15 protein-coding genes and 1 tRNA gene are annotated in these 14957 nt (G+C 71.9%); 8 read left to right on the top strand and 8 right to left on the bottom strand.

From position 1 onward, the window contains the following. Nucleotides 1–15: 15 nt before the first annotated feature. Nucleotides 16–1287: an ABC transporter substrate-binding protein gene (locus ACT3TZ_RS02930; protein WP_444581900.1), complete on the bottom strand. Its 1272-nt coding sequence runs from the start codon at nucleotides 1285–1287 to the stop codon at nucleotides 16–18. Nucleotides 1288–1388: 101 nt separating this feature from the next. On the opposite strand from ACT3TZ_RS02930, the gene ACT3TZ_RS02925 reads away from it, so the two are divergent. Beyond that, the gene (locus ACT3TZ_RS02925) at nucleotides 1389–2618 is read left to right on the top strand and encodes an ROK family protein (RefSeq protein WP_444581899.1); all 1230 of its coding nucleotides are present in this window, start codon (nucleotides 1389–1391) and stop codon (nucleotides 2616–2618) included. 113 nt (nucleotides 2619–2731) lie between these two features. Next, entirely contained in the window at nucleotides 2732–3571 is an 840-nt protein-coding gene (locus tag ACT3TZ_RS02920) for an SDR family NAD(P)-dependent oxidoreductase (protein WP_444581898.1), read from the top strand. A 272-nt stretch (nucleotides 3572–3843) separates the two neighbouring features. On the opposite strand, the gene ACT3TZ_RS02915 is transcribed toward ACT3TZ_RS02920, so the two are convergent. After that, nucleotides 3844–3917, bottom strand: a tRNA-Pro gene (locus ACT3TZ_RS02915). Nucleotides 3918–4114: 197 nt separating this feature from the next. Here ACT3TZ_RS02915 and ACT3TZ_RS02910 point away from each other — a divergent pair. The 4 genes from ACT3TZ_RS02910 to ACT3TZ_RS02895 all read left to right on the top strand — a co-directional run bounded on the left by ACT3TZ_RS02910 (nucleotide 4115) and on the right by ACT3TZ_RS02895 (nucleotide 6970). Beyond that, entirely contained in the window at nucleotides 4115–4945 is an 831-nt protein-coding gene (locus tag ACT3TZ_RS02910) for a methyltransferase domain-containing protein (RefSeq protein WP_444581897.1), read from the top strand. A 161-nt stretch (nucleotides 4946–5106) separates the two neighbouring features. Continuing rightward, a complete protein-coding gene (locus ACT3TZ_RS02905; RefSeq protein WP_444581896.1) occupies nucleotides 5107–5568 on the top strand; it encodes an FHA domain-containing protein in 462 nt (153 codons plus the stop codon). Between the two features lie 4 nt (nucleotides 5569–5572). Further along, the gene (gene ftsR, locus ACT3TZ_RS02900) at nucleotides 5573–6268 is read left to right on the top strand and encodes a transcriptional regulator FtsR (RefSeq protein ID WP_444581895.1); all 696 of its coding nucleotides are present in this window, start codon (nucleotides 5573–5575) and stop codon (nucleotides 6266–6268) included. 123 nt (nucleotides 6269–6391) lie between these two features. Continuing rightward, nucleotides 6392–6970, top strand: a complete 579-nt coding sequence (locus tag ACT3TZ_RS02895; RefSeq protein WP_444582082.1) for a MerR family transcriptional regulator — start codon at nucleotides 6392–6394, stop codon at nucleotides 6968–6970. A gap of 121 nt (nucleotides 6971–7091) precedes the next feature. Here ACT3TZ_RS02895 and ACT3TZ_RS02890 read toward each other — a convergent pair whose 3' ends face one another. Next, nucleotides 7092–7883, bottom strand: a complete 792-nt coding sequence (locus tag ACT3TZ_RS02890) for a ParA family protein (protein WP_444581894.1) — start codon at nucleotides 7881–7883, stop codon at nucleotides 7092–7094. Nucleotides 7884–8042: 159 nt separating this feature from the next. Between ACT3TZ_RS02890 and ACT3TZ_RS02885 the strand changes: the two genes are divergently transcribed. Next, a complete protein-coding gene (locus ACT3TZ_RS02885) occupies nucleotides 8043–9170 on the top strand; it encodes a methyltransferase (protein WP_444581893.1) in 1128 nt (375 codons plus the stop codon). Here the strand turns inward: ACT3TZ_RS02885 and ACT3TZ_RS02880 are convergent. Further along, on the bottom strand, nucleotides 9145–9792 hold the full coding sequence (locus tag ACT3TZ_RS02880) for a TIGR03085 family metal-binding protein (protein WP_444581892.1): 648 nt from the start codon (nucleotides 9790–9792) through the stop codon (nucleotides 9145–9147). The two genes, ACT3TZ_RS02885 and ACT3TZ_RS02880, sit on opposite strands and share 26 nt — an antisense overlap. Before the next feature lie 105 nt (nucleotides 9793–9897). Here ACT3TZ_RS02880 and ACT3TZ_RS02875 point away from each other — a divergent pair, with 105 nt between their 5' ends. After that, a complete protein-coding gene (locus ACT3TZ_RS02875; RefSeq protein ID WP_444581891.1) occupies nucleotides 9898–10548 on the top strand; it encodes a pentapeptide repeat-containing protein in 651 nt (216 codons plus the stop codon). Nucleotides 10549–10594: 46 nt separating this feature from the next. Here ACT3TZ_RS02875 and ACT3TZ_RS02870 read toward each other — a convergent pair whose 3' ends face one another. From ACT3TZ_RS02870 to ACT3TZ_RS02855, 4 genes are read right to left on the bottom strand one after another with little or no spacing between them, the layout of a single operon-like run. Beyond that, on the bottom strand, nucleotides 10595–11596 hold the full coding sequence (locus ACT3TZ_RS02870; protein WP_444581890.1) for a sugar phosphate isomerase/epimerase family protein: 1002 nt from the start codon (nucleotides 11594–11596) through the stop codon (nucleotides 10595–10597). Between the two features lie 9 nt (nucleotides 11597–11605). Further along, a complete protein-coding gene (locus ACT3TZ_RS02865; RefSeq protein ID WP_444581889.1) occupies nucleotides 11606–12757 on the bottom strand; it encodes a Gfo/Idh/MocA family protein in 1152 nt (383 codons plus the stop codon). Nucleotides 12758–12816: 59 nt separating this feature from the next. Then, a complete protein-coding gene (locus ACT3TZ_RS02860; RefSeq protein WP_444581888.1) occupies nucleotides 12817–13965 on the bottom strand; it encodes a Gfo/Idh/MocA family protein in 1149 nt (382 codons plus the stop codon). After that, nucleotides 13962–14720, bottom strand: coding sequence for a sugar phosphate isomerase/epimerase family protein (locus ACT3TZ_RS02855; RefSeq protein ID WP_444581887.1), 759 nt, complete (start codon nucleotides 14718–14720; stop codon nucleotides 13962–13964). Before ACT3TZ_RS02855 ends, ACT3TZ_RS02860 begins: the two co-directional genes overlap by 4 nt. Nucleotides 14721–14957 lie beyond the last annotated feature (237 nt).

Here is a 14957-nt window from a genome sequence, read left to right as displayed (position 1 = left end):
TGTGAGGTGTCGAGATCAGGCGCGGTAGGCCAGACGGGCCCAGTCGGAGTCGAGCCGCCGCAGGGTGGCCTCGGCGTCGCTGCCGGTGACGATCGACTGGATGTAGTTGTGCGAGGGGATCGTGAAGGGGATGAACTGCGAGGCGCCCATGGAGTACTGGCCGCGGTCGTAGTAGCCCTGCATCTCGACGATCCGCGAGTCCGTCACGGGCGGGGCGTCCTTGGTGGTGCCGAAGGCCAGGAACGCGGCGTTGTACGCGTCCTGGATCTCGGGCTGCATGAGGTAGGAGATGAACTCCCGGGCGCCGTCGGGGTGGGTGGCCTTCTCGGGCACCCACAGCGACAGGTCGATGTTCACGCGGACCTTGAGGTCGGCGGGGTCGTCGGTGACGGGCAGCGGGAAGGTCCCGAGGTCCACGCCGGTCTCGGCCTTCTCGATCTCGGCGAGCGCCCAGGTGCCCTGGAAGTACATCGCGGCCTTGCCCTGGGCCATCGCGGTGTTGCCGTCGGCGTATCCGCGGGACTCGGCGTCGGCGTTGGAGAAGGCGGTGATCTCGAGCATGCGCTGGACGGGCTCGCGCAGGGTCTTGGCGAAGGAGACCTCGGAATCGGGCCCGACGTCAGCACCCAGCTCGTTCATCTTCGCGAAGAAGGCCTGGACGTCGATCATGCCGCCGACGGTGTAGTCGAACACGCCCTGCGCGATCGTCCAGGGATCGCGGTAGGTCGAGTAGATCGGGGTGATGCCGGCGTCGCGGAAGGTGTTGCACACGGTGAGGAACTCGTCCCACGTCGTGGGCACCTCCACGCCGTTGTCCGCGAAGATCTGCCGGTTGTAGATCACCGAGGCGGCCGTCACCGAATAGGGGATCACGCTGGTGCGTCCGGCGTAGGAGGCGTAGGCCTTGCCGAGATCGAGGACGTCCTCGCGGATCGTCGACGCCTCGGGCATATCGGCCAGGTCCGAGAGCGCGCCGCGCTCCATGTACCGACCCATCTCGAGGTTGTAGTTGAGGCAGCCGAGGTCCGGGGGGTTGTCGCGCACGAAGCTCGCCGAGAGGTTCGTGGCCGTGTCGTGCAGGATCCGGAATCGGTCCTGGGAGGCGGTGAACTTCTCGGTGAGGTCCTTGAAGTACGAGATCGCCTCGGGCTTGGACTGGTAGAAGGTGACCGTCGGTCGGCCGGAGGCGCCGCAACCGGCTGCCGTGAGGGCCGCGAGGGCGGCTCCGGCGCCGGCGAGCACATGACGCCGCGTGGGCGTCAGCGGTCCTGAGGTGGACGGGGACATCGTTGTCTCCTACGGGTTCGCGGGGGAGGATCCCCTGTTGATATGGAACCTATATTTAGGGTGTATCCGATTGTGCGGCAGGGAACCGCTATCGTCAAGCCATGACTTCGGACACGGCGCGATCCCCTCAGCTCCTGCGCCGCATCAACTCCGATGCGCTCGTGCGGTTCGCCCTGGACAGCGGCGTGTTCACCGCCGCCGACGCCATGCGGCGGACCGGCCTGACCCGCGCGACAGTCCTGGGCGTGTGCGCGGACCTGGTGGAGGCGGGGTGGCTCGAGGAGGCCGCCGAGGTGCCGTCGGGCAGGAGCTCGCGCGGTGGCAGACCGGCTCGGCGCTACGCCCTGCGGGCCTCCGCAGGGGTGGTGCTGGGGCTCGATGCCGCCGAGCACCACTTCACCGTGATCGTCTCGGACCTGCGCGGGGTCGAGCTCGGCGCCGCCACACGCCCGGTCGCCTCGATCCGGGCAACCGGACCCGAGCGCCAGCAGGCCGCGCGCGAGGTGCGGGACGCGGCGCTGGCCGCCGCCGGCCGCGAGGCCGGAGACGTGCTGCTGTCGGTGGTGGGGGTCCCGGCCCCGGTGGACGGCCAGGGGCGCACGCTCACCTCCGGCGACTACTGGCCGATCATGAATCCGGGCTTCGACGAGCCCCTCGGGGGCACGGTGCTGCTGGAGAACGATGCGAACCTCGCCGCGATGGCCGAGGACTCGCTCCTCGACGACACCGACAGCGTCACGGTGCTGATGGGGGAGCGGATCGGTGCCGGGGTGGTCGTGGACGGACGTCTGCTGCGCGGCGCGCGCGGCGGCGCCGGCGAGATGCGGTTCTGGCAGATGCTGGGCGGGGTGCCGCGCGCCGAGGGCGAGGGCGAGGCGGAGGGGTTCCCCTCGCTCGCCCGCCTGTGGACCCGCGCGTTCGCCCACGAGGTCGAGGCGCCCTCGGTGCTGTCCGGGCGATCGGACCCGGAGCTGAACGGTCCCGTGCTCATGGCCGCTGCGGCCGCGGGGGATCCGCTGGCCGCGCTCGTGGTCGAGCGGATGGCCGATCGTCTGTCGCGCCTGGCGCTGGTGCTCGCGAGCCTCGTGGACGTCGACCGGGTGGTCGTCGCGGGTCAGGCCGCGGACTGGTCGGGACCGATCCTCGACCGGGCGGGCGTGCTGCTGCAGGACATGCCCCATCCGGTGCCCGAGCTGGTGCTGAGCACCCTGGGGGCGGACGTCGTCGCGCGAGGGGCGGTCGCCAGCGCCCTGTCCCGGATCCGGAGGGCGCCCTCGGAGTTCGAGCCCCGCGGCGGGCTGGTCGGCGCCGGGGCGGTCGTCGGGGCTTGAGCCGTCCCGGCGTGCCGGTCGCGACCGGCCGCCGTTGCTGAGCGCACCGTCGAGGGGACGTGCCTAGTCTGGCCCTCGACGGATCACGACATCTCGACAGGCGGGAACCCACCATGGACGCATCCAGGACCATCGTCATCACCGGAGCCAGCGACGGGATCGGGGCGGCCGCGGCACGACGCCTGCACCGGGAGGGCCACCGGGTGATCGTGATCGGCAGGTCCGCCGAGCGCACCGCGAAGGTCGCGGAGGAGGTCGAAGCCCCCTCCTACCTCGTGGACTTCTCCCACCTCGACTCCGTGCGCGAGCTCGCCGAACGCCTCCTGGCCGACGTCCCGCACATCGACGTGCTGGCCAACAACGCCGGCGGGATCCGTGGTCGCGAGCGCGAGGTCACCGGTGACGGCCACGAGCTGACCTTCCAGCTCAACTACCTCGCCCCGTACCTGCTGACCCGCTTGCTGCTGGACCGGCTCCTCGAGAGCCGTGCGACCGTCGTGAACACCTCCTCGGTCGCCAACACGATGTTCGGCCACCTCGACATCGAGGACCTCGAGGCCACGAAGAGCTACCGGCCGCGGCGCGCCTACGGCAACGCCAAGCTGGCGCAGATCCTCTTCACGCGCGAGCTCGACCGGCGCTACGGCGATCAGGGGCTCGCGAGCGCCGCCTTCCACCCCGGGGTGATCGCCAGCAGCTTCGCGGGCGGCAAGGGATCAGCCCTGGGGCTCCTGTATCAGAACCCCCTCACGTCCCGGTTCATGGGCACCACGGAGACGGGCGCCGACACCCTGGTCCAGCTCGCCGAGCACTGCCCGAGCCCGGCCTACCCCTCGGGCGGGTACTTCGCCTCGCGGCAGCTGGCACGCGCCAACCGGCAGGCGGACGATCCGCGGCTGGCCGCCGAGCTGTGGAGCCGTTCCGCGGCGCTGGTGGGGTTGGACGAGGGCTGACATTTCGGCAGTGCCGATCCACGCCGGCACGGGTCCCTGGCCCGCAGGGCGGTCGTCACCGGCTCGCGCGACACGCGCATCGGCCGTGGCAGAGGCATCTGCGACCCCTGTCGTCGTGCACACGGCGTTCACGGCCGCGTCGACGATCACTCCGGCACGGATTCGGCGCAACGATGCGTCCGTCGTGCTACGACCGGCCTGGCTCGTGGTCACCAGAGTCCGCACACGACGGAGCCCCGGTGAGATCCTGCGATCTCACCGGGGCTCATCCGTCGGGATGACAGGATTTGAACCTGCGACCCCTTGACCCCCAGTCAAGTGCGCTACCAAGCTGCGCCACATCCCGTTGTGCTGGCCATCCGGTCCTCCGCGGAGCATCGGACCGTCCAGAATGCTACCCCGCTCCTGCCCTGCGGCGCGAATCGAGACGGGCGTGACCTGCGGCACGGCCCAGCAGCTCGACAGGACCACGCGATCGGTACGCTGGAGGATGCCGGTGCGCCACCGCGCGCCCGGCCCGCCGACGACGAGGAGCCTGCTGCGATGACCACGGACCCTGCCACCCTCGACGCCTGGCGTGCCGCCCTGGCCGAGGACCCCGTCGCCCAGGACCTCCTGGACCTCACCGGCTACGGCGAGGAGGAGACGCCCTGGCGCTTCGACACCGTGGCCCGCAACCTCGCGCAGGTGTCCCATCGCCTGCTGGTCCTCGGCGCCGGGGGAGGGGAGTACCTCGAGGCCTACGCCGACGTGCTGCCCGAGGACACCGTCGTCACCGAGGCCGACGCCCGCTCCGCCGCGGCGGCTCGCGCGCGGCTGACCCCGCTGGGCGTCGAGGTGATCGAGGTGGACACCACCACTCCGGGCACCTCGCTCCCCTTCGCGCCGGAACGCTTCGACCTCGTGCTGGCGCGCCATGCCGACTTCGACGCCGAGGACGTGCGCCGCGTGCTGGGCCCCGGTGGGACCTTCGCGACCCAGCAGTCCGGGGGCGACGACATGCACGAGATCCGGACGGCCTTCGGTGTCCCCGAGCCGCGTCCCGACCTCTCCCTCGAGCTCGTCGAGCGGGAGCTGACCCACGCCGGGCTGCGCGTGGAGCGCTCCGACGCCCATCGCGGACGTGCGGTGTTCACCAACATGGCCGACCTCCTGCGCTATCTGCGTCGGGCGCCGTGGCTGGCGCCGGCGGACCTGGACGTGGACCGCCATCGGGAGGCCATCGAGTCGCTCGCGGCGCGCATGGAGCACGGCCCGCTCGAGGTCTCCGTCTCGCGCTACTGGGTCCTCGCGAGGGCACCGGAACCCCCGACGTCCCCGTTCACCGACTTCTCCCGACTCGTCCACGATGTCCCGGATGTGCCGAAGGTCTGATACCGCGCGAGCCCGCGCTGGTCAAATCCTCGTCAAATCCTGCGGTTCGCGGCCACGGGGAAGGACGTTCCCCGCGATGACGTGCGAAGATGGTGGCGAGAGCCGGCGGCAGGGGTCGCTGCGCCGTGACCGGACGGCTCGGAGGATGAAGGGGTGACACGGTGACCGAGAACACCGATCCGATCCAGGGCGAGGACGCGCGCCCGGAACGCTACGACCAGACGTCGACGCTCAGCGCGATCTCCATCCCCGACAACATCGACGAGCCCGAGCACGGCCTCACGGCGCTGGACCGCTCGGCCATCGAGGCGCTGCCCGACGGCTCCGCCCTCCTGATCGTCCGCAAGGGCCCCAACCTCGGTGCCCGCTTCCTGCTGGACGGCGAGAAGACCGTCGCGGGCCGCCACCCCAAGAGCGAGATCTTCCTCGACGACGTGACGGTGTCCCGCAAGCACGCTGCCTTCATCCGTGACGGAGAGGGCTTCCTGATCCGTGACCTCGGCTCGCTCAACGGCACCTACGTCGGCAAGGAGCGCGTCGACGAGGCGCACCTGCAGTCCGGCCAGGAGGTCCAGATCGGCAAGTATCGCCTCACGTACCACCTGCAGCCCGGGAGGTCGTGACCCCGTGCCGGCGTCAGCATCCCGCAAGCCGGCTCCGGGAGCGCGACTGTCCATCGGTCAGGTCCTCACCCAGCTCCGGGAGGAGTTCCCCGACCTCTCGCACTCCAAGCTGCACTACCTCGAGGCCGAGGAGCTGATCACCCCCGAGCGCACCGCGAGCGGCTACCGCAAGTACTCCCGCACGGACGTCGAGCGACTCGTCTTCGTGCTGCGGGCGCAACGGGATCGCTTCTGGCCGCTCAAGGTCATCAAGGAGCACCTGCAGGAGCATGGCGTCGCCGAGGGCGACGCCTCGGTCACCTCGATCGCCTCGCGGCCCGGCCCGACCTCCCAGATGCGGTCGGTGCGGTTGGATCGTGCGGCGCTGCGCCGGGAGGCGCAGGTCGAGGACGCCTTCCTCACCGAGCTCGAGCAGTTCGGCATGCTCCCCGAGGGCGCCACCCGGTTCGGGGCCACCGAGCTGGAGATCGTGCGTGCCGCCGCGGCGCTGGCCGATGAGGGACTGCACCCCCGGCACCTCGTCATGCTGCGCACCTCGGCGCAGCGGCAGGCCCACATGATCGGATCGGTGGCACGGCCCCACAGCCGGCCCTCGGACCCGGCAGCCCGCGGCGAGGCCGAGAACCTGGCCCGTGACCTCGGCGAATCGATGATCTCGCTGCACTCCGCGTTGCTGCGCGGCGCTCTGCGCGATCTCTGACCCCGCCCGACGTCCGTGCGGACACGGCGCGTCGCGGTGCCTGCATCCCCGGATCGGACTAGTGTGGGGCCGTGCTCGCGCTCTTCCCCGGTGCGAGCTGTCCACCTGGAGGTAGTCGTGAACATCGACCGACCCGCGGACCGGTCCGCACAGACCGTCGTCCCCGCCGAGCCCGCCCAGGGCGTCCTGTTCGACGAGCTCGTCGACACGCCCGGTGAGGTCGGCTATCGCGGCCCCGCCGCGTGCAAGGCCGCCGGCATCACCTACCGCCAGCTCGACTACTGGGCCCGCACGGGCCTCGTCGAGCCCGGCGTCCGTGCCGCCTCCGGCTCGGGCAGTCAGCGCCTCTACGGCTTCCGCGACATCCTGGTCCTCAAGGTGGTCAAGCGCCTCCTGGACACTGGCGTGTCCCTCCAGCAGATCCGCGTCGCGATCGCCGCGATGCGCGAGCGCGGCGTCGAGGACCTGGCCCAGATCACCCTCATGAGCGACGGCGCCTCCGTCTACGAGTGCACCTCCGCCGAGGACATGTTCGACCTCGTCCAGGGCGGCCAGGGCGTGTTCGGCATCGCTGTCGGCCGCGTCTGGCGCGAGGTCGAGAACGACCTGCTGACGCTCCCGAGCGTGGATCCCGCCGACGACGCCGAGCTGGCCCTCCAGGACGAGCTCGCCGCACGCCGCCGCACCCGTCACGCCGGCTGAGCCGCGCGGCGCCGTCCCGGGCCGGGGAATCTGCCGCCGGCGCACGAGGGACCGCACGACGAAGGCCCTGCACCGCACGGTGCAGGGCCTTCGTCACGTCCGGGGGAGGGGCCCCCGCAGATCAGCTGTTCTGCCGCGAGTCCATCACGGTCTTCAGGAGGGCGTCGAAGTCCTCCGTGAGCCGCTTGCCGCTGGCACCTTCGTAGCTGTGCAGGGGGATCGCACCGCCCTGTGCCTGCTGGAGGCCCACCCGCTCCTCGATCACGGGCTCGAGGACCAGAGGACCGAAGAGATCACGCAGCTCCGCCAGGCGGTACTGGTGCTCGACCGAGCGGGGCCGGTAGCGGTTGACCACGAGTCCCAGCGGCTGCAGGCGCGGCGCGAGGTCGTCCTCGCGCATCTCGGCGGCGAGCTTGAGAGCGCGGTCCGCCGCGGTGACGGCGAAGAAACCCGGCTCGCACACGACGAGCGCCCGGTCCGAGGCGGCGAGCGCCATCTGGGTCAGACCGTTCAGCGACGGCGGGCAGTCGATGAGGACGATGTCGTAGTGGTGGGTGCGCTTGTCGAGGGCCTCCCGGAGCTTGCGCACGTCCTTGGGCGTGGGCGCGGGGAAGTCGACGAGCCCCGAGCGGTGCGTGCCCGCGATGAGATCGAGGTGCGAGGACGCGCCCTCGGACCACGGGACGGGGCGGATCGCCCGATCGACCGTCTCGGTGCGGGGGGAGGACAGGATCTCGGCGACGTCCGGGGAGCTGCCGGGCTCACCCAGGAGGCCGAGGGTCGCATCGCCCTGCGGGTCCAGATCGATCACCAGAGCATTCACTCCCTGGTGCAGGGCCGCCGAGGCGAGACCGAGGGTGACGGACGTCTTGCCGACGCCGCCCTTCAGGGAACAGATACTCACGGTGAACACCCTGGCAGTCTACCGATCCGACCTCCCGGACCGCCCCGAATCGCCCCCTGCGTGTCGCGTGTCGCCCCGCATGCGGCGGATCGAGCCGCGAGAGCGCCCGGTACGCTCGGGGATCGCCCGGCCGGAGCTCGGCACGGGCACGGACGACGGAGGAGAACCATGGCGCGCCGAGACACGGACCCGGGCGCGGCCGGCGGTGCCAGGAGCGCCGCATGGTCGGCGCACAGCGCGGTCGACACGGCGGAGGGACCCGCCGTCGACATCGTGCTCGAGGTGCTCGAGGGCTGCGGCGAAGCCGCGCGCCGGGAGGCAGAGCGGCTGGGCCCCGTCGACATCATCTCGTCGACGGAGCTGCGCCTGTGCACGCGGGATCTCACCGCCGTCAGAGCTCTGCGCTGCGTGGTCTCGGCGTACGAGAGCGTGATCGCGCCGACGCGGCGCCCCACCGGGATCCTGGAGACCTCGGTGATGCAGGACCTGACGGCACGGATCCGGGGCATCCGCCGCGCGACGCCGCGCACCACGCCGTTCACGGGCATCCGGATCGCCGCCGCCGGCGCCGGGACACCCGTGATGCGTCGGATCGCCGAGGAGCTCTCCGAACGCAGCGGACTCCCTGCCACCGAGGACGGCAACCTGCTGGTGCGGATCCGGCGCGCCGATCCGGGGATCGCCCGGGAGGCCTCCTGGGAAGTGCTGCTGCGCACGACGCCGCGACCGCTCTCGGCACGGGCCTGGCGCGTCGTGGACTACCCCGGCGCCGTCAACGCGACCATCGCCGCGAGCATCCTGGACCTGCTGGACATCGGAGCCGACGACGAGGTGCTGGACATGACGTGCGGCTCGGGCACCTTCCTCGTCGAGCAGCTCGCGGTCACGGCACCGGCCCGCGCCGTCGGCGTGGACCTGTCGGAGGTCGCGATCGACGCCGCCCGCGCGCACCAGCGGGCGGCACGGCACAAGGGACGCGTCGAGTGGGTCGTCGGGGACGTGCTGACCACACCGCTGGATCCCGTCTTCACCCGGATCCTGTCCAACCCGCCCTGGGGTGAGCTGCACGGGGAGCACGCCGAGAACCTCGCCCTGCACGGGGCGCTGCTGCGCCGTGCCGCCGAGCTCGCGGCACCCGGGGCGCGCATGGGCGTCCTCACCCACGAGATCCGGCGCATGCACACGGTGCTCGAGGATCCGGAGTGCGGATGGTCGCTGATGGACGAGCACCGCTTCTTCCAGAAGGGGCACCACCCCCGGCTGTTCCGGCTCAGACGCCGCGCGTCCCGCGGTTGAGCGCCTCGATCGCCGCGGGCTCGCCCTGCACGTCGACGCGCGCCACCCGGTCACGGCCGAAGGCCCACAGCAGCAGCTCCGACGGCTTCCCGGTCACGCGGATGCTGCCCACGGGGTGCTTGGCGGGGATCCGGACGCCGCCCAGAGGGGAGACGAGGGTGAGGTCCACGTCGGCGTGCACGAGTGCCCGTGCCATGTGTCGGACGATGCCCCAGAGCTCACGCTCGGCGGGCTCACCGAGGTCGCGCGGGGCCCAGCCGGGGCGGGCCCGCAGCAGGTCCTCGTGGTGGACGAAGTACTCCCCGGTGTTCATGAGGCGGTTCAGCCCGCGGACGGGGGAGAAGCGCTGGGGGCCGGAACGGAACTTCGCGACCTGCTCGGCCCAGTCGAGGTCGCGCAGCTTCGCCCGCTCGGACTCGGCCCACTGGGAGATCGCCGGCACCGGCACGAGGACCCCGAGGGCCAGATCGGGCCGCTGCTCGCGCACGATCAGGTGCTCGAGCAGCTCCTGGGCGCCCCATCCCGGGAGGATCGTGGGGGCATCGGGGCCGAACGACACGAGGTCGTCGGACAGGGACGCCCGCTCGGTGGTGACGAGGGACTGTGCTCGGATGTCGGCCATGTCTCCCATCCTAGGATCGGCGGACGCCCGCGGCTGGACGAAACCTCCGCGGCCCGCCGCGCCGCCGACCGCACGGTCGAGGCCCCGGTCCTGACGAGGAGAGAGATGACCCCACGCACGACACCCGGCGGCCGCGGTGCCGGCCGTCGAACCGGAGTCGCCGCACCCCGCCTCCAGGCCCCGGACCTCGGTCCCGAGGATCCGCGCGTCGTCGCCGATGAGCTCGACCGCGCTCCCCGGGACGCGTTCGACCGGATCGCACGCATCGACGCGTCCGGCGGTGCCCACCTGCCCGACCTCGCCCACGCCGAGCTCGCCGAGGTGCGGATCTCCGACGCCTACGCGGCGGCCTGGGAGGGTCCCCACGTGCGGCTCGAGCACTGCGAGCTGGTGCGCCTGCGGATCGGGGCCGCGGAGCTGCCCGACGCGAGCTGGCAGTCCGTCCGTGTCGACGGGGGCCGGTGGGGATATCTCAACCTTCGGGGTGCCGTCCTCGAGGACTGCCTCCTCGAGGACGCCGACATCGAGGACCTCGACCTGGGGGCCGCGCGGGTGACCCGCGTGGCCGTCCGCGGCGGTCGTATCGGGACCCTCCATCTCCACGAGGCGCGGTGCGCGGACCTGGACCTGCGCGGCGCCCGGATCGAACGGATCGACGGCTGGGAGGGCGCGCGCGGAGTGATCGTGGATCCCGCGCTGGTGACCCGGTGGGCCGAGGACCTCGCCCGGCACGTCGGGCTGCGGATCGAGGACTGAACGCGCACCGGCAGCCGGTGCGCGCTCGGATCGGGACCCGCGGGATTCAGCTCTGGTTGCTGAACGCCGCGTCGAAGGAGGTCTCCGAGACCGGGTAGTCCAGCGCCCGCAGGTTCTCCAGCGCCTCCTTGGCGCCGTGCAGGCGGTCCATGCCGGCGTCCTCCCACTCGATCGAGATGGGGCCGTCGTAGCCGATGGACCGCAGCGCGCGGAACGAGGCGTCCCACGGGACGTCCCCGCGGCCGAAGGACACGAAGTCCCAGCCGCGACGCGGGTCGCCCCAGGCCAGGTGCGAGCCCAGACGCGTGTTGCGCCCGGTCGTGCGGACCCGGATGTCCTTGCAGTCCACGTGGTAGATGCGGTCCGCGAAATCGGTGATGAACGAGACCGGGTCGATCTCCTGCCACATGAAGTGCGAGGGGTCCCAGTTCAGGCCGAACGCCGGGCGGTTGTCGAGGGCGTCCAGGGCGCGGCGCGTCGTCCAGTAGTCGTACGCGATCTCCGAGGGATGGACCTCATGGGCGAAGCGCACCCTGCACTCGTCGAAGACGTCGAGGATCGGGTTCCAGCGGTCCGCGAAGTCCTGATAGCCGTCGTCGATGACCTCCTGGGAGACCGGCGGGAACATCGCCACGTACTTCCAGATCTTCGAGCCTGTGAAGCCGACGACGGTCGTGACGCCCATCGCCTGCGCCAGGCGCGCGGTGTTCTTCATGTCCTCGGCGGCACGGCGGCGCACGCCCTCGGGATCGCCGTCGCCCCAGACCGCCGAGCCCACGATGTCGCGGTGGCGGAAGTCGATCGGGTCATCGCAGATCGCCTGGCCCTTGAGATGGTTGGAGATCGCGTGGACCTGCAGCCCGTGCTTGGCGAGGATGCCCAGTCGCTCCTCGACGTACCCGGGCTCGTCCCAGCGGGCGGCGTCGAGGTGCTCGCCGGAGACGGCGATCTCGAGGCCGTCATAGCCCCAGCCGGCCGCGAGCTCCGCGACCTCGTCGAGGGTGAGGTCGGCCCACTGGCCGGTGAACAGGGTGTGCGGATGTGACATGGATGCTCCTCAGCGATCGAGATGGACGGTGACGCCGTCGGCGGCGTCCGAGGCGACGACGGCGTCGAGGACCCGCTGCAGCGCGAGGCCCTCGGCGAAGTCGGGGCGGAAGGCGGGACCGGCGCCGCTGATCGCGGACAGCAGGTCGTGGATCTGGTGGGAGAACGTGTGCTCCCACCCGATCACGTGGCCCTGCGGCCACCAGGCCTGCAGGTAGGGGTGCTCGGGCTCGGTGACGAGGATCCGGGAGAAGCCCTGCTCGGACACCGGCACCGTCGCGTCGAGGAACCACAGCTCGTTGGGACTCTCGAGGTCGAAGCGCAGCGCGCCCTTGCTGCCGTACAGCGCGATCGAGAGCTCGTTCTTGGCGCCGGTGGCCATGCGGCTGGCCTCCACGGAGGCCAGTGCCCCGCCGTCGAGCTCGAGGGTGGCCCAGGCGGCGTCGTCGACCGTGACGGCCTCGCGGCCGTCGTCGCCGGGACGTTCGGGGACGATGGTCGCCAGGCGTCCGCGCACGGCGGTGGTGCGCTGCCCGGTGAGGAACTGGATCTGGTCGATGGCGTGGGAGCCGATGTCCCCGAGCGCCCCGGTGCCGGCGGTCTCGGCGCGCAGGCGCCAGCTCATCGGCGAATCCGGATCGGCGAGCCAGTCCTGGAGGTAGTCGGCACGGGCCTGGTACACGGTGCCCAGGCGGCCGTCCTCGACGAGCCCTCGGGCCAGCGCGAGGGCCGGCACGCGCCGGTAGTTGAACCCGAGCGCCGCGATCTGCCCGCGGTCCTCGGCGCGGCGGGCGGCCTCGACCATCTGCTCGGCCTGGGCGGTGTCGTTGGCCAGCGGCTTCTCGCACAGGACGTGCTTGCCGGCGTCGAGGGCGGCGATCGCGATCTCGGCATGGAGGAACCCGGGGGTGCAGATGTCGACGATGTCGACGTCGTCCCGGGTGATGACCTCGTGCCAGTCCGTCGCGTACTCCTCCCAATCCAGGCGCCGTGCGGCGTCCTGGACCTTCCGGGCGTCGCGGCCCACGAGGACGCGACGGGCGATGGCCGGGCCGTCGAAGGCGGGTGTCACGGTGCGCCAGGCCTGCGAGTGGGCGCGGCCCATGAACTCGTAGCCGATCAGGGCGACGCCGAGGGGGCGGTCGGGGTCGTACGTGGTCATCGTGCCTCCTGGGGGCGTGGGGGAGTGCGTCGCCGCGACCGGGCGGCGGCGCGGCGTGGTCAGAGCGTGCGAGCGGTGGGGTCGAAGTCCGCGGGCAGGGGATCCGGGATCGCGCAGGTGGAGGCCACCTGCACGATCTCGCCGTCCTCGGCGGCCTCGTCGATGGAGACCATGATGTCCAGGACGTGCGCGGCGAGGTCGCCTTGCAGGCGGTGGGGGGCCCCGGTGCGGATCGAGCGTGCGAGGTCGAGGGTGCCCAGGCCGCGACCGGCGACGGAGCCCTCGGCGGGTTTCTCCGTCCATTCCTCGCCGCGGTAGGTGATGTGCCGGGTCGGTCCGTCGAACACGTTGGGGTCCGGCAGCGCGACGGTGCCCTCGGTGCCGTAGAGCTCGGCCACCCCCTGGTGGACGTGCGCGGAGTCGAAGGACAGCAGCACCGTGGCGTTGGCGCCGGAGTCGAAGGACAGCAGCGCAGAGACCTGCGTGGGGACGGTGACGTCGAAGTCCTCGCCCGCGCGCGGACCGGAGCCGATGGTGCGCGTCGTCCGCGCGGTCGAGGCGACCGCGCTCACGGAGGCGACCGGGCCGAAGGCCAGGACCAGCGTCGTCAGGTAGTACGGCCCGAGGTCGTACAGGGGGCCCGCGCCGGTCTGGAACAGGAAGGCGGGATTGGGATGCCAGGCCTCGGGCCCAGGGACCTGGAAGATCGTGAGCCCGGACTTGGGGGTCCCGATCTCCCCGTCGCGCACCGCGCGCAGTCCGGTCTGGATGCCGGCGCCGAGCACCGTGTCGGGGGCGGAGCCGATCCGCAGCCCTGCCTCGTCGGCGATCCGCAGCAGCTCGGCGGCGCTCTCGCGATCCGTCGTCAGCGGCTTCTCGGTCCACACGTGCTTGCCCGCGGCGAGGATCTGCCGGGAGACGTCGAAGTGTGCGGCGGGGATCGTCAGGTTCACGACGATCTCGATGTCCTCGCGGGCCAGCAGCTCCTCGACCGTCCCGAAGTGCGGGACGCCGAACTCCTCGGCGCGGGAGGCGGCGGCCTCCGGCACGAGGTCGCCGATCGCGAGGACGTCCACGTCCGGGAACGAGGTCAGCTGCTGGAGGTACTGCGCCGAGATGGTCCCGGCGCCGATGATCCCGATGCCGACGGGGCCCGAGCCCGCAGGCCCGTCGCCCGTGGCCGTGGCGCGGAGGTCCTGGGCGGTCATCGCCCCTCCTCCTCGGTCGCTCCGAGGAGGTGCTCGAGGTGTCGCAGCGACTGCTCGACGCCCTCGAGGGTGTCGCCCGCGTAGTCGTCGAACTCGATGACGCCGAGCTCGAGCCACGGTGCGGCCGCGAGGATCGCCGGGACGTCGATCCGCCCCTGCCCCAGGGGCAGCTGCGCCGAGGGGTCCTCGGAGATCGGTCCGTCCTTGAGGTGGGCGAAGCGCACGCGCTCCCCGAGCTCCGTGAGCAGGGCGGCCGGGTCGACGCCGCCGACGGCGGCCCAGTAGGTGTCGACTTCGAGCGCCACCGCGGGATCCAGGAGCTCGGCCAGGATGACGAGCGCGGGGCGCCCGTCGATCCGGTTCCGCAGCTCGAAGGCGTGGTTGTGGTAGCCGACGCCGACCCCGTGCTGCCGTGCCACGGGGACCAGGGCGTTGAGCCTGTCCGCGACGCCGCGGACGCCCTCGGCGGTCTCGAAGTCCGTCGGCTCCCAGTACGGGTCGATGACGGTGCCGATCCCGAGCTCGGCGGCGAGGCCGAAGGCCGCGGAGGGGTCCTCGGCGGCCAGGAGCGAGGCATGGGTGGTGGGAGCCGTCAGGCCGGTGGCGGCGAGGCCGTCGCGCAGGATCTGCGCGTGCTCGACGAGGCCGAAGGGCTCGACGCGGGCGAAGCCGGCGTCCTTGAGGGTCTCGAACGTGCGGAGGGGGTCTGCCGCGAGCGCCTCACGGACGCTGTAGAGCTGGACGGAGGTCTTCATCGAGTCTCCAGATGTGCTGGTGGGGCCCCGGCGTGAGCGGGGGTCCCACCAGCGTAGGGCGCGCGGTCCGGCGATGCCAGGTGGCTGTGGGCACCAGGGTGACGGCCCGCACCGACGGGCGCCGGCGTGGCGGGTCCTGCGGGTGGTCGGCACCCGGATCGGACGGGCTGCGGCAACCCGTGGCAATGCTGAGAGGAGTGGCTCCCACCTCTTTACAGTCGCGGTCAGCGTTTAAGT

The sequence above is a fragment of the Brachybacterium sp. AOP25-B2-12 genome, assembly GCF_052378625.1.
GTDB lineage: Bacteria > Actinomycetota > Actinomycetes > Actinomycetales > Dermabacteraceae > Brachybacterium.
This window is presented reverse-complemented; position numbering and strand designations above follow the sequence as displayed.

What these genes read in the sequence shown, in the direction of transcription:
- ACT3TZ_RS02855 (WP_444581887.1), bottom strand. Translation starts at nt 14,720, where the DNA reads ATGAAGACCTCCGTCCAGCTCTACAGCGTCCGTGAGGCGCTCGCGGCA.
- ACT3TZ_RS02870 (WP_444581890.1), bottom strand. Translation starts at nt 11,596, where the DNA reads ATGTCACATCCGCACACCCTGTTCACCGGCCAGTGGGCCGACCTCACC.
- ACT3TZ_RS02910 (WP_444581897.1), top strand. Translation starts at nt 4,115, where the DNA reads ATGACCACGGACCCTGCCACCCTCGACGCCTGGCGTGCCGCCCTGGCC.
- ACT3TZ_RS02860 (WP_444581888.1), bottom strand. Translation starts at nt 13,965, where the DNA reads ATGACCGCCCAGGACCTCCGCGCCACGGCCACGGGCGACGGGCCTGCG.
- ACT3TZ_RS02875 (WP_444581891.1), top strand. Translation starts at nt 9,898, where the DNA reads ATGACCCCACGCACGACACCCGGCGGCCGCGGTGCCGGCCGTCGAACC.
- ACT3TZ_RS02925 (WP_444581899.1), top strand. Translation starts at nt 1,389, where the DNA reads ATGACTTCGGACACGGCGCGATCCCCTCAGCTCCTGCGCCGCATCAAC.
- ACT3TZ_RS02880 (WP_444581892.1), bottom strand. Translation starts at nt 9,792, where the DNA reads ATGGCCGACATCCGAGCACAGTCCCTCGTCACCACCGAGCGGGCGTCC.
- ACT3TZ_RS02885 (WP_444581893.1), top strand. Translation starts at nt 8,043, where the DNA reads ATGGCGCGCCGAGACACGGACCCGGGCGCGGCCGGCGGTGCCAGGAGC.
- ACT3TZ_RS02865 (WP_444581889.1), bottom strand. Translation starts at nt 12,757, where the DNA reads ATGACCACGTACGACCCCGACCGCCCCCTCGGCGTCGCCCTGATCGGC.
- ACT3TZ_RS02930 (WP_444581900.1), bottom strand. Translation starts at nt 1,287, where the DNA reads ATGTCCCCGTCCACCTCAGGACCGCTGACGCCCACGCGGCGTCATGTG.
- ACT3TZ_RS02920 (WP_444581898.1), top strand. Translation starts at nt 2,732, where the DNA reads ATGGACGCATCCAGGACCATCGTCATCACCGGAGCCAGCGACGGGATC.